At 36.8% G+C, this 13,961-nt stretch carries 15 protein-coding genes; 14 read left to right on the top strand and 1 reads right to left on the bottom strand.

All coding sequences use genetic code 11. The features are described from left to right. Window positions 1-167: 167 nt before the first annotated feature. The 12 genes from HMPREF2846_RS09850 (at window position 168) to cobA (ending at window position 11,208) form a co-directional block, all read left to right on the top strand. Window positions 168-1,286, top strand: a complete 1,119-nt coding sequence (locus HMPREF2846_RS09850) for an NAD(P)/FAD-dependent oxidoreductase (protein WP_002479744.1) — start codon at window positions 168-170, stop codon at window positions 1,284-1,286. Beyond that, window positions 1,280-2,611 (top strand): nucleoside recognition domain-containing protein, encoded by a 1,332-nt coding sequence (locus HMPREF2846_RS09845; RefSeq protein WP_070626545.1) that lies wholly within the window; start codon window positions 1,280-1,282, stop codon window positions 2,609-2,611. The genes HMPREF2846_RS09850 and HMPREF2846_RS09845 overlap by 7 nt, the downstream gene beginning before the upstream one ends. 31 nt (window positions 2,612-2,642) lie before the next feature. Beyond that, window positions 2,643-3,545, top strand: coding sequence for a CobW family GTP-binding protein (locus tag HMPREF2846_RS09840; RefSeq protein ID WP_070626544.1), 903 nt, complete (start codon window positions 2,643-2,645; stop codon window positions 3,543-3,545). Between the two features lie 170 nt (window positions 3,546-3,715). Beyond that, entirely contained in the window at window positions 3,716-4,231 is a 516-nt protein-coding gene (locus HMPREF2846_RS09835) for a YceI family protein (RefSeq protein WP_002479741.1), read from the top strand. Window positions 4,232-4,375: 144 nt separating this feature from the next. Next, the gene (locus tag HMPREF2846_RS09830; protein ID WP_060803604.1) at window positions 4,376-4,846 is read left to right on the top strand and encodes an SRPBCC family protein; all 471 of its coding nucleotides are present in this window, start codon (window positions 4,376-4,378) and stop codon (window positions 4,844-4,846) included. 90 nt (window positions 4,847-4,936) lie between these two features. Further along, window positions 4,937-5,128, top strand: coding sequence for a hypothetical protein (locus tag HMPREF2846_RS09825; protein ID WP_023015069.1), 192 nt, complete (start codon window positions 4,937-4,939; stop codon window positions 5,126-5,128). A 216-nt stretch (window positions 5,129-5,344) separates the two neighbouring features. After that, complete coding sequence (locus HMPREF2846_RS09820; protein WP_002479738.1) at window positions 5,345-6,175, top strand: formate/nitrite transporter family protein; 831 nt, start codon at window positions 5,345-5,347, stop codon at window positions 6,173-6,175. 190 nt (window positions 6,176-6,365) lie between these two features. Then, complete coding sequence (locus tag HMPREF2846_RS09815) at window positions 6,366-7,082, top strand: sirohydrochlorin chelatase (RefSeq protein WP_023015068.1); 717 nt, start codon at window positions 6,366-6,368, stop codon at window positions 7,080-7,082. 1 nt (window position 7,083) lies between these two features. Then, window positions 7,084-7,539: a precorrin-2 dehydrogenase/sirohydrochlorin ferrochelatase family protein gene (locus HMPREF2846_RS09810; RefSeq protein ID WP_070626543.1), complete on the top strand. Its 456-nt coding sequence runs from the start codon at window positions 7,084-7,086 to the stop codon at window positions 7,537-7,539. Window positions 7,540-7,541: 2 nt separating this feature from the next. Next, the gene (nirB, locus tag HMPREF2846_RS09805; RefSeq protein ID WP_002479735.1) at window positions 7,542-9,947 is read left to right on the top strand and encodes a nitrite reductase large subunit NirB; all 2,406 of its coding nucleotides are present in this window, start codon (window positions 7,542-7,544) and stop codon (window positions 9,945-9,947) included. A gap of 2 nt (window positions 9,948-9,949) precedes the next feature. After that, on the top strand, window positions 9,950-10,264 hold the full coding sequence (nirD, locus tag HMPREF2846_RS09800; protein ID WP_002479734.1) for a nitrite reductase small subunit NirD: 315 nt from the start codon (window positions 9,950-9,952) through the stop codon (window positions 10,262-10,264). Then, the gene (gene cobA / locus HMPREF2846_RS09795) at window positions 10,255-11,208 is read left to right on the top strand and encodes a uroporphyrinogen-III C-methyltransferase (RefSeq protein WP_070626542.1); all 954 of its coding nucleotides are present in this window, start codon (window positions 10,255-10,257) and stop codon (window positions 11,206-11,208) included. The genes nirD and cobA overlap by 10 nt, the downstream gene beginning before the upstream one ends. Before the next feature lie 63 nt (window positions 11,209-11,271). Here the strand turns inward: cobA and HMPREF2846_RS09790 are convergent, their stop codons facing one another. Then, window positions 11,272-11,637, bottom strand: coding sequence for a winged helix-turn-helix transcriptional regulator (locus HMPREF2846_RS09790; RefSeq protein WP_060803606.1), 366 nt, complete (start codon window positions 11,635-11,637; stop codon window positions 11,272-11,274). A 144-nt stretch (window positions 11,638-11,781) separates the two neighbouring features. Here HMPREF2846_RS09790 and HMPREF2846_RS09785 point away from each other — a divergent pair, with 144 nt between their 5' ends. Then, window positions 11,782-12,963: an MFS transporter gene (locus tag HMPREF2846_RS09785; RefSeq protein WP_070626541.1), complete on the top strand. Its 1,182-nt coding sequence runs from the start codon at window positions 11,782-11,784 to the stop codon at window positions 12,961-12,963. A 17-nt stretch (window positions 12,964-12,980) separates the two neighbouring features. Continuing rightward, window positions 12,981-13,820, top strand: coding sequence for an aldo/keto reductase (locus HMPREF2846_RS09780; protein ID WP_070626540.1), 840 nt, complete (start codon window positions 12,981-12,983; stop codon window positions 13,818-13,820). Window positions 13,821-13,961 lie beyond the last annotated feature (141 nt).

The following is a 13,961-nucleotide window of genomic DNA, read 5'->3' as shown; positions in this document are numbered from 1 at the left end:
TATCACCAGTCCTAAATAGTATAGAGCCCTTTTTTATATTTAATCTGATTTCCTATTCTTGTCTTTAGTATGTGTAAGTGATAAAATACTTTGATATAAAACGTAACGATTACGATTTAAGTTTATATAGAGATTGATAGAGAGATAAGGAAAGGAAGTAATAAATAATGCAACATTACCGTGTAGCAATTATAGGTGCAGGTGCAGCAGGTGTCGGCATGGCAATTGCGTTCCAACAAATAGGTTTAGATGATAATGATATGATTGTGATTGATAAAGGTAAGGTCGGACAATCTTTCTTAAATTGGCCGAAGTCTACAAGAACAATTACCCCTTCATTCACAACAAATGGTTTTGGTATGCCGGACATTAATGCCGTGTCTACTGAAACTTCTCCAGCATATACATTTAATGAAGAACACGTTTCAGGTGAAACGTACGCAGATTACTTACAAACAGTAGCCCAACACTATGAACTTCCGATACAAGAAGATACTGCCGTTGAAAAAGTTGAGTTTGTCGACGGACATTATGAAATTGAAACAAATCAAGGTTTAATCACAAGTGAATATATCTTTGTAGCGACAGGAGATTTCTCATTTGCGCGTAAACCATTTAAGTATGGTCAGCATTATAGCGAAGTAGAAGACTTTACGAAAATGCCGGGTGATGAATATATCATTATCGGCGGTAATGAAAGTGCCTTTGATGCGGCGATTTGTATGGCTGAACAAGGAAAGCAAGTTTCTATCTATACGCATTCAACAGGTTTAGAAGATGAACATGCTGATCCAAGTATTCGTTTATCACCATATACGCATCAACGCTTACGTAAAGCAGTCCAACAGGGCGCTATGATTGAATTGAATGTGGGTTACACTGCATCTAAAATTTCATTTTCTGATGTAGACCGTAAATATGTGATCCAGTTTAATAATGGTAAGCAAGCAACATCAAAAAATGAACCGATTTTAGCAACTGGTTTTGATGCGACAACGAATCCATTAGTCCAACAACTATTCAGTACACAAGATGGTGACATTGAGTTAACAGATAATGATGAATCAACACGCTATCCAAATGTCTTCTTAATCGGCCCAACTGTACGTCATGCGGATGCGATTTTATGTTATATCTATAAATTCCGTGCACGTTTTGCGGTACTTGCGACAACAGTGTTAGAAAGAGAAGCATTAGAAATTAATGAGGAAGCGGTTGAAGTTTATAAAAACAATAATATGTATTTAGATGACTACAGCTGCTGTGAAGTGGACTGCTCATGCTAGAAGTTAAATTCAACTTAGCAAACGGGCAAACCACTGATATACCAGATGGCACACATCAGTTGAAGTTAATCGGTTTTAAACATTTAACAACTGCGCAGCAATTTTTGCTGCGCCAGTTTATTACGAAGGAACATATTCACGCTTCACCATATCAAGCGGTCGTTTCAGACAATACACAAACACAATACGATATACAGAAATTAAAAGCGTATGTAGAAGCTAGTCGTCAACATCATCCAAAGTTCCATGATACTTTATTAGGTTGGTTAATTATCTTCCTTATGTTTGCTTTACCGATTTATTTGGCGTATCACTTTTCGGATTGGCTTCAAAATCAATATGTTTCCCATTGGATAGAAATGATGACCACGCATGCGCACACATCATTTCAATGGTTGAACCAAGTATTGTACGGTGATTACGGTGTTTTGTCATTAGGTATTTATTCCTTAGTATGGGCATTGCCTGTGGTCGTAATGATTGGAATTTCCACTGCGGTGATTGATCAAACACAATTAAAACAGTTTGTGGTGTGGTCGATTGAACCCACGATGCGTAAAGTAGGGTTGGATGGTCAAGATATAATTCCGGTTTTAGAAGGTTTTGGTTGTAATGCAACAGCTATTACACAAGCAAATAGTCAATGTAGCGCTTGTACTAAAACAAGCTGTATGAGTATTATCAGTTTTGGTTCATCGTGCAGTTATCAAATTGGTGCGACACTATCTATCTTCAGCGCTGCCCAACATTCATGGTTGTTTGCACCTTATTTATTGCTCGTCTTTGCAGGGGGTATTCTGCATAATAAATTATGGTATCGTAAACAAAATAGTTTTCATGTAACACCACCGGTGTATCGCAATCAATTGAAGTGGCCGAGTCTAAAACCCTTGCTGAAACAAATTTGGGGTACGATTGAGATGTTCCTGATGCAGGCATTACCAATCTTTATTGGTATCTGTATTGTTGTGAGCTTATTAGCTTTGACACCAATTTTAACGGTGATTTCTACAATCTTCACGCCATTACTTTACTTACTTCATATTCCAGATAGTATGGCACCAGGGATCTTATTCTCAATGATACGAAAAGACGGTATGTTGTTATTTAATTTCGGTAATGGTGCAGTTTTACAATCATTATCACCAGCCAGTTTATTGGTTTTAGTTTTCTTCAGTTCTACATTTTCATCATGTATGGTGACTGTTTCAATGATGGCGAAACATTTAGGTTTAAAACAAGGCGGAGCGATTATTGGTAAACAAATGATCACATCAATCGTTTTAACATTAGCCATTGCTTTATTAGCAGGTGTTTTAATTTAATTTCTATCTTTAAATGGAAAGAGGCAATTACATGGATATTATTATTATTGGCGGATTTCTAGGCGGCGGTAAGACAACCACTTTAAATCATTTAATTAAAGCTGCACTTCAACAAGAGTTGCAACCTGCTGTGATTATGAATGATTTCGGTCAAGCCAGTGTCGACAGTCAACTGGTTGAAGGTTCAGTACCGATGGACGAAATTATTGAAGGTTGTATCTGTTGTGCGATGAAAGCAGATGTATCAAAACAATTACATCAGATTTATTTAGATTATCAGCCAGATGTAGTTTTTGTGGAATGTAGCGGTATTGCGCATACACAGTCAGTGATAGATGCCTGTTTGACGCCTGTGCTTGCACCTATTTCTACTATCCGCAGTGTGATCGGTGTAGTAGATGCGACATTATATCAACGTGTTGAAAGTTATCCAGGCGATATGCAAAAGCTGTATTATGATCAATTGTCGTATTGCTCACATCTCTTTATCAACAAAATCGATCGATGTGAGCCTGAAGATATTGCCCCTATACTTTCTGATTTAACGATTCTTAATCAAGATGCAGAAATATCTGTCGGCAGTTTTGGTCAATTTGAAACGAGCACAGTCTTTTCTAATGAAGTACAAGTTAAAGCAGAAACTATACCTCAAGCTTGTGACTTAGGTCATGCACATTCTGGTATCGGTCATCGTTATTTTGCGTTTAAACATTCGGTTAAACTTGAAGATTTAGTTAAATGGTTTGAAACTTTACCTCAATCGACATATCGCGCAAAAGGCTTTATACAACTTGCAGAACATCCTCAATTACAATTAGTAGAATATGCTGAAGGTCAATTGGAAATAGAACCGATAGATTTACAAAATCAGACAGAACAATATCTTGTAGTTATCGGCAATCAATTAGATAAAATCAAAGTGCCACAGTTTTAAAACGTCACGCTATTCACATCGAATAGCGTGTTTTTTTATTTTAAAGTTAAGGATATCTTAATAGAAATCGGGTAGGCGAAAAATAGAACGAAAATATTTAGACAAAACTGTTGATATATTAAATATATGTGGTATACTAAGTATACAAATAAAAATTGGAGGTTTGTTTTATGACTAAATTTACTTTTGACGCAGCACATTCATCTGTAGCTTTCCAAGTGAAACACTTAATGGTTTCTAAAGTGAAAGGTGCATTCGATCAATTTAATGTAGAACTATCAGGTGATTTAAACGATTTCAGCACACTTAAAGGTGAAGCAACAATCGATGTAAAATCAATCAACACTAACCAAGAAGACAGAGACAACCACTTACGCACAAATGATTTCTTCGCAGCGGATGAGCACCCAGAAATCAAATTCGTAATCAAAGAAGCTTCTGAAGACAAAGTAACAGGAGACTTAACAATCAAAGGCGAAACACATGAAGAAACTTTCGATGTTGACTTTGAAGGCGTAAGTAAAAACCCATTAAACGATACTAACGTAGCTGGATTCACAGTTTCAGGTAAAGTTGACCGTGAAAAATACGGTATGACATTCAACCAAACATTAGAAACTGGCGGCGTATTAATCGGTAAAGACGTTAAATTCGAAGCTGACGTAGAATTTATCGTAGAAGACTAATCTTTTCCTACTCACTGGAATATGGCGGAATGCTGTATTCCAGTTTTTTTATGCGCATTTTTTGCTTTTGAAATGGTATGATATGCCTGTTATTTGGGAAAAGATTATCAAGACATTCAAATCAACGTTAAAGGAAGTGTAAATGTGACAGTCACAAGAGAAGGTAATGAAATTATCGGCAAGCGTACATTTGATGCGCCGATACAACAGGTATTCAATGCTTATACTACAAAAGAAAAATTTGAACAATGGTTCTTTCCTAAAGGCGGAGAGATACAAGTCTTTGAATTTAATCCAAAAGCAGGTGGAAAGAATTTCTTTAAAATAACGATGCCAGACGCTCAAAGTTATACTGTACAACACTATGAAATGATAGAAGCTCCACACAAAATTATTTATCGTGATTATTTCGCAGATGAAAAAGGTCATGTGGATACAAAGATGCATGGTATGCGTGTGGAAATCTATTTAACATCACAAGGAACTCATCAGACAGAAGTACGTTCTGTGTCAGTGATGCCTTCAGAAGAAGCAGCGAAACAACTGATGGAAATGGGTGTCGAACAAGGTATGGAGAGTACATTGGATCAGTTAGAAGAACTCCTGAAACAGTGATAGGGGATTCCCCGATTTCTGCGCTAAGCGATATTCAATCTCATTTGAAAGTGCTAAACTATAATTGTTAACACAAAAGAGGTGAGATGAATGAACGAGCGTTACGTAAAAGTTGTGATTCTTTACGTTATCAGTACATTACTTCCATCCTTAATTTTTCCATCAAAATGCGTTTCAAATAGCGGATTGAAATGGACATTAAGAACAATCGCAGGCTGTGGTATCTTCTCAGCTGGCTTAAAATGGATGGTTAAACGTAAAACACAAAAACAAGCTGAATAATTGATATGGAAATACTGGAGCGTTTTTGTTCCAGTATTTTTTCTTTTCTAATTTCCCATAATTTCAAAGAAACATTTACATAATTTTAAAATTGATTGGTCTGAACAGATTATTTAAATATTAGATATAGGAAAATTTAAATAAAGGGTAGGCATCGGCTTAAATTAATAATATACTAGATACATCTTGATTAGATTATGGGAGGGAAAGTTTTTTATGGTTATGCAAAATCATAAAACGGTTGAAGATACATATACTTCACGCGAAACGATGGATAGCGTAGTCAGTTCATCACAAATGAAATCAGTAATGTTAAGCAAAACCCCTGCACGTTACTTTTTAAAATCTATGATGTCAGGTTTCTTATTATCAATTGTGGCAGTATTTATGCTTGCGATGAAAACACAACACACTGGTTTAAATGAAGGAACAATCAACTTTATCGGAGCTGTTTCATTCAGTTTAGCCTTAGTATTAATTGTATTAACGAATTCAGAACTTTTGACGAGTAACTTTATGTATATGACTGCTGGTGCGTATTATAAATCAGTACCAATCGGTAAAATCTTATGGCTGTTTTTCGTATGTTTCTTAGGAAACATTGTCGGAGGCTTTGTGTTATTCGGTTTAATGAAATTCACAAGCGTTATGACTCCAGAAATGGTTAAAGCGTTGACAGGTATTGTTGATAAGAAAACAATCCTTGGCACTTGGGATGGTATTTTAGTGAAAGCCATCTTCGCAAACTTCTTTATCAATATTGGTATTTACGTATCTATGCAGTTTAAAGACGGCTTATCAAAAGGCTTCTTTATCGCATGTGGTGTTGTAGTCTTCGTATTCATGGGCTATGAACACGTTGTTTACAACGCTAACTTATTCTCAGGTATGATGTTTTACAATATCGGCGCATTAGCTTGGTTAGATGTCTTAAAAAATATTGTTTTCGCATTTATCGGAAACTATATCGGCGGCGGTATTTTCGTAGGTCTGCTTTATGCATTCTTTAACGGAAAACGTAATCACTACTTAGATCAACAAAAATAATAAAAGAATATGCAGCAGATGATGTAATGTTTTTTAATTTTTTATGTTTTCACATATAAATAGTTGAATACGTCAGGGAATCCCCTCAAGATAGAGCTAAGGGGATTCCCTATTTTTATATTAATTATGTGAATGCATTCACATTAATTCAAAATTTAAGGTACAATGCAATTAAAGGGGGGAAATGCATATGACACAAACCATTGTCGTTATGCATGGAATGAGACGTGGCAAACAAAATCAATTATTGATGGAGGAGCTTGACAGTGTTGCACAACAAATAGAAGGCACATTTGATGTTGCGTTTATCGAGAGTGATGAACTTTCATTACCTCAGGTAATACGTAAACATTTATGGGAGGGTGAAACTTCCTTTGTGATTGTGCCGCTTTTATTATTTTCTGGCAGACATTACTTACAAGATTTGCCTGAAGTGATGCGTCAGATGCAATTGATGTTTCCAAGTATTACGTATGAAATACGTCAGCCCCTTTGCGACCATCCAAGTTTAACTAAATGGATCAATCAACGTATCGAAGCATGGCCAGATGCACATACACCTGGTTCCGCAATTGTTTTGATTGGGCACGGCAGTCCGATTGTGACAGAGCCTGATGCCGAAATCGATGATATTGCGACACGAATCACTACAGATTTACCGGTCTACACCATGATGTTTTATGGGGATAAACAATTTGAGGGGTTACTCCCTGAAATGAAAGAGGATTATGACCAAATCTATGTGATTCCAATTTTCTTTTACGATGGTTTCTTGGTCAATAAGATTAAGAAAAAAATCGAGAAAATAAAAGGAGATTCCAATATTACAATCGCTTCAGCGTTGAATTTTGAACCGGAGTTAGATGAGATGTTAATTGATAGATTGAATCAGAAAGAGGCGGTTTGATATGTATCCTATACAACTGGATTTGTCAAAGAAACATGCAGTATTAGTCGGCGGAGGCAGAATCGGATACCGTAAGTTTAAACAACTGGCAAAAGCCAATTGCGGAGATGTTACAGTTATTTCCAAATCTTTTTTGCCAGAATTTTTTGAAGAGTCTTACCCCAATATGAAATTAATCACAAAAGACTATGCGAAGGAAGATATTGAAAACGCAGATGTCGTGATTATCGCAACAGACTCACCAGAAATCAATGATCAGATCAAGAAAGATACTAAACCGACACAGTTGGTTAACCATACAGGGGATAAAGAACGATCTGACTTTTTTAATATGAAGGAATTTGAGTTTGAAGATTTATCCATCAGTGTCCGTTCAAATGGCGGAGATTATAAAAAAGCGAAACATGTGGCACAAGCGATTCAACAATTTTTAGCTAAAGAATACGGGAGGGAATAAGGATGCCAAAAACTAAGTTAGTCATGATCGGTAACGGTATGGCCGGCGTCAGAACAATTGAAGAGATTTTAGAGAGAGACAAAGATAAATATGAAATCACAATTATAGGGAAAGAACCTTATCCAAACTATAACCGCATTATGTTATCAAACATTTTGCAAAAGAAAATGTCGGTTGATGAAACAATCATGAATCCTTACTCATGGTATGAGGAAAATAACATTTCACTTATTACAGGAGAACGTGCGACACGCGTTAATCGTGAACAAAAATTAGTGGAAACTGAATCAGGACAAGAGATTCCATATGATATTTGTATCTTTGCGACAGGTTCAAATGCGTTTGTCTTACCGATTCCAGGTCATGAATTGCCAAGTGTAATCGGATGGCGTACGATTGAAGACACAGAACGTATGATTGAAATTGCGCAAACGAAAAAAGAAGCAATCGTTATCGGTGGCGGCTTGCTTGGTTTGGAATGTGCAAGAGGTTTACTTGACCAAGGTATGAACGTTACTGTTGTTCACTTAGCTGAATGGTTAATGGAAATGCAGTTAGACCGTCAAGCAGGTGAAATGTTACGTGAAGACTTAGAAAAACAAGGCATGCGCTTTGAATTAGGTGCGAATACAAAAGAAATTCTAGGTGAAAACGACGTTGAAGGTATCCGTTTAGCAGACGGCAGAGAATTACCAGCTGACTTAGTTGTTATGGCTGTTGGTATTCGTCCATTCGTTCAAGAAGCGAAAGACTCTGGTCTAGATGTAGAACGCGGTATTGTTGTGGATGACTTCATGCGTACAAGTGATGAAAATATTTACGCAGTAGGTGAATGTGCGCAACATAACGGCAAAGTTTATGGTTTAGTCGCTCCTTTATATGAACAAGGTAAAGTATTAGCTGACTACTTAACTGACCGTGATACAGACGGCTATAAAGGTTCAACAACATTCACATCATTGAAAGTATCAGGCTGTGACTTATACAGTGCGGGTCAAATTCAAGAAGATGAAGAAGTTGAAGGTGTTGAAATCTACAACAGTCAAGATCATATCTATAAAAAAATCTTCTTAAAAGGTGAACGTGTTGTAGGTGCGGTATTATACGGTGATACAGATGATGGTACGCGTTTCTTCAATATGATGAAAAAACGTGAATCTATCGAAGACTACACATTAGTTTCATTATTAAGCAAAGCTGGCGAAGAAGAAGGTTTATCTGTTGCGGACATGGATAATGAAGAAACAATCTGTGGCTGTAATGGTGTAACTAAAGGTACAATCGTCAATGCGATTGTAGAAGATGGTTTAACATCTGTTGCGGAAGTGACTAAAGCTACAAAAGCAGGTAACTCTTGTGGTAAATGTAAACCGCAAATTGGTGAATTATTAGAACATACATTAGGCGGCGCGTTTGTCGCATCAAGACCTGCTGGTATTTGTGAGTGTACAGATTTAACACGTGATCAAATCGTGACACAAATCCGTGCTAAAGGCCTGAAAACATCTAAAGAAGTACGTAATGTGCTTGGATGGAAAACTGAAGGCGGTTGTCCTAAGTGTCGTCCAGCAGTCAACTACTACTTAAATATGATTTATCCAAATGAACACGAAGATGAAAAAGCATCTCGTTTCGCAAACGAACGTTACCACGCAAACATCCAAAATGACGGTACATTCTCAGTTATCCCACAAATGCGTGGTGGTGTGACTAACCCTGATCAATTAATCCGTTTAGGTGAAGTTGCGAAGAAATATGATGTACCTCTAGTTAAAGTAACAGGTTCACAACGTATTGGCTTATATGGTATTAAGAAAGAAGACTTACCGAAAGTATGGAAAGATTTAGGCATGCGTTCAGCATCAGCATACGCGAAGAAAACACGTTCTGTTAAGAGCTGTGTTGGTAAAGAATTCTGTCGTTTCGGTACACAATATACAACACGTCTTGGTATCCGCTTAGAGAAAACATTCGAATATATCGATACACCGCACAAATTCAAAATGGGTGTATCTGGTTGTCCAAGAAGCTGTGTAGAATCAGGCGTAAAAGACTTCGGTGTTATCGGTGTAGAAAATGGATTCCAAATCTATGTCGGCGGTAACGGCGGTACTGAAGTTGTGAAAGGTCAATTCTTAACTACAGTAGAAACTGAAGATGATGTAATCAAACTATGTGGCGCGTACATGCAGTATTACCGTGAAACAGGTATTTATACTGAACGTACAGCACCTTGGTTAGAAAGAATGGGCTTCGATGTGGTTAAAGAATATGTCTTAAACCCTGAAAACCAAGATGCATTATATGAACGTATCATGGAAGCAAAACGTGCAGTTGAACAAGAGCCATGGTCTGAAATTGTAAATGATCGCGAAGATCAAAAAATCTTTGAAGTAGAGAAGGTGTAAGTATGCATACGTTAGAAAAAATTAAAGTAGCGGCGTTAGATGACTTAACACCCTTAATCGGTAAAAAAGTCATTGTGAAAGATAAACAAATTGGATTGTTCTTAACAGAAGACGGTACAATTCATGCGATTAATAATGTGTGTCCGCATAAACAAGGACCATTATCTGAAGGGACAGTAGCAGGTCATACTGTATTCTGTCCGCTTCATGACTCTCAAATCGACCTAAAAACAGGTCTTGTCCAAGACCCTGATGAAGGTTGCGTTGAGGTCTATACAGTAGAAGTTGAAGATGGAGATGTGTATTTATGGCTGTAAGCACGACCGGGCACGTGTACTTGGTCGGTGCTGGGCCAGGGAATCCTAATTTATTGACACGTAAAGCAGAACATTTAATCCGTACTGCGGATATTGTCCTTTACGATCGATTAGTTAATCCCTTTATCTTGCAACTCGCACCTCCTGGTATTGAAATTGTCGATGTAGGTAAAAAGCCGTACAGCCGACATATTCAACAAGGTGAAATCAATGACATCATTGTAGATTCAGCATACAAACATCAAAGGGTCGTTCGTCTAAAGGGAGGCGACCCTGCGATTTTTGGGCGTGTACAAGAAGAAGTGGAAACTTTAAAAGCACATGATATTCCTTGTGAAATTGTTCCGGGGATAACGACAGCCAGTGCAGCATCAGCTGTTTTAGGTATTGGTTTAACAAGTCGTAACGTCTCTAAGAGTGTGACATTCACAACTGGAAGCTTTAAAGATTCAAAAGAAGAAGATATTGATATTGCTTCATTGATTGATGGCGGAACTTTAGCTATTTACATGGGTATCAAGCGTCTTCATAAGATTATTGAACAAATTTATCGACAAGTCGGCAAAGATTATCCGATTTGTGCCATTTTTAACGTTTCTTACGCGAATCAAGTGATTATTCGCGGACATCTGTCTACGATTGAAGAAGATGTACGAGATGCTGCACCTGAAGATGCACCAGGTATTTTACTAGTCGGAGATGCGATGGGCTTAACAGAAGGTGCCACATATATTGAGTCTGATCACTTGCCTGAGTATTTCGGTAAACAATGTATCGTTACAGGTGAGAGAGAAGCGGCTATTGAAAAAGCATTTGAAATTTATGATGCTGGCGGTTGGGCCATGATTGATCCGAATAGCGGAGACACTTATCATCAAAGTCAATTAGATTTAATCTATCGCTTTATGCAGATGGATGACATTACAGAAATTGTGAAAGCATAGAAAAATAATAGATAATCAAAAGGCAGTGTACTTTGACTTCAAAGTACACTGCCTTCTTTACGTTTAGAGCATTTTTTCTTTAGTTAATGTTTCAGTTGTTTCTGATTCTCTTTCTTGCATTTTATGAATATGGCCTTCTCCCCAGCTGCATAATGAAGTCAAGATATGATTTAAACTTGTACCATATTCAGAGAGTTCGTATTCCACTTTTGGCGGAACCTGTTGATAAACAATACGATTGATAATTTGATCATGTTCAAGTTCTCGTAATTGTTGTGTCAACATCTTTTGTGTGATTTGAGGAATGGCACGTTTAAGTTCAGAAGTGCGCATAGTTCCTTCATCTTTTAAATGACATAAGATAACTGGCTTCCATTTACCGCCGATCACATCAATCGTTGCTTCTACGCCGATATTATAGTCTTTCATATTCTACACGTCCTTTAATTGATAGGTACTTAAAAGTACCTATACTACTTTTAGGTATCTATAGCACATTAAAGTGCGTACTTCCTATTGTGAAACTTTGAAATTATAATAACACATATCATAAAAAAAGAAAGGATATTGAGTATGAAAAAGAATCGTTTTGCGATACTTGCTTTAGCTGTTTCTGCTTTTGCGATTGGTATGACAGAATTTATCAGCGTAGGCTTATTACCCCTGATTCAGCGAGAATATAATATTACGATTGCCATGGCAGGTTTAACTGTCTCGATGTATGCTATAGGTGTAACAATCGGTGCACCTATTTTAACGCCTTTAACGAACAAAATGAAAAGAAAACATTTACTGCTTGGAATTATGTTGATCTTTATTTTAGCGAACGGTACTGCCGCATTTTCTGTAACCTTCAGTATGTTATTGTCCATGCGTATATTATCTGCATTGATGCATGGTGTATTTATGAGTGTAGCCACTGCTATAGCGAGTGATTTAGTAACACCGGACAAACGTGCAAGTGCAATTGCGATGATGTTTACCGGTTTAACCGTTGCGACAATTACAGGTGTTCCATTTGGTACTTGGATTGGTCAGCAATTTGGTTGGCAAATGTCATTTATAGCAATTGCAGTGATTGGATTAATCAGTTTTATAGCAAATATGATTTTTGTACCTAGTGATTTAACAGAATACGATCAAGTACCTATGTCAGAGCAACTTAAAGTATTTAAAAATCCATCTTTATTATTGGTTTATATCATCACTGCATTAGGATATGGTGGAACGTTTGTTGTGTATACCTACCTTACAACATTATTAACAGAAAGCATGGGTTATGGAGAATCAGCAGTCGTTGTAATATTAATCTTTTACGGTGTGATGGTAGCGATTGGTAATACATTAGGCGGTAAGTTAACAAATCGCCAACCCGTACGTATGCTAATCGGTATTTTCATCATGCAAGCATTGATTTTGTTAATCGTCGGTGTGACTGCGCACCTGCATATTTTAGGATTGGTTTCAGTTTTATTAATGGGACTGTTCGCATTTATGAATGTTCCAGGTTTACAACTGATTGTTGTGTTGCTTGCTGAAAAAGATAATCCAGCTACTGTCAATTTCGCTTCTAGCATTAATATTTCAGCCTTTAACATTGGCATTACATTAGGATCTGTTATTGGCGGCTATGTTCTAGAACACTATTCTATTAGTGCAACACCTTATTTCGCATTCGTTATGGTTATATTCGCGAGTGTATTAATGTATGGCTTATATAAACAACCTAAAATTAATACAGCTTTTAATTCATAAATGAGAGGACAAATATTATGAAATATAAACATTTAAATGGAAATAACAACCCTATGCCTCAATTAGGTTTAGGTGTATTCAGAGTAGAAAATAACGATACAGTTAAAGATGCAGTTAAACATGCAATTATAAGTGGTTATAGAAGTATTGATACAGCGTGGATTTATGGAAATGAAGAAATGGTTGGCCGCGGGATTAAAGAAGGCATGGAAGCAGCAGGTATTTCACGAGACGAGTTATTCATCACATCTAAATTATGGTTGGATGACTTTGGACGCACACAAGTTGCAGCAGGCTATCAAAAATCATTAGATAATTTAGGTTTAGATTATCTGGATTTGTTTTTAATTCACTGGCCTGGTACTGATGAGTCATTAATGATAGAAACGTGGAAAGGTATGGAAGATTTATATCGAGCAGGTAAAGTGAACCATATCGGTGTTTCTAACTTTAATATTGAACATCTTGAAGCCTTAAAAGCTCAAACTACTATCAAACCGGAAATGAATCAAGTCGAATTCCATCCATATATGACACAAACATCACTTAGAAATTATTTGAAAGAAGAAGGTATACAGATGGAGTCTTGGTCACCTTTGATGAATGGAGATATATTAAAAGACGAAACAGTGAATGAGATTGCAAAAGCGCATAATAAATCTTCGGCACAAATCGTAATTCGATGGAATATTGAAAATGATGTAGTGGTCATCCCTAAATCTGTTACACCTTCACGTATTGAAGAAAATATTGATGTGTTTGATTTTTCATTAACGCCAGAAGAACTCAAAAGAATTTCGTCATTGAACGAAAATAAAAGAATCGGACCTGATCCTGCAGAATTTAACGGTAAATAACAATAATGGAAATTGAAGCGGCACTTCTTATTAGGAGGTGCTGCTTTTTTGTGTTGTTCAAAAAACATAGGGAATCCCCTCTAGGTTATAGGTGAATCCCTAATACATCTTACATAATAGAAATCGTACAATAAGAGTAAG

Source organism: Staphylococcus sp. HMSC056G08 (genome assembly GCF_001812305.1).
GTDB classification, from domain to species: Bacteria; Bacillota; Bacilli; order Staphylococcales; family Staphylococcaceae; genus Staphylococcus; species Staphylococcus simulans.
The sequence above is the reverse complement of the archived record's forward strand: the minus strand, read 5'-3'. Positions and strand labels throughout refer to the sequence as shown.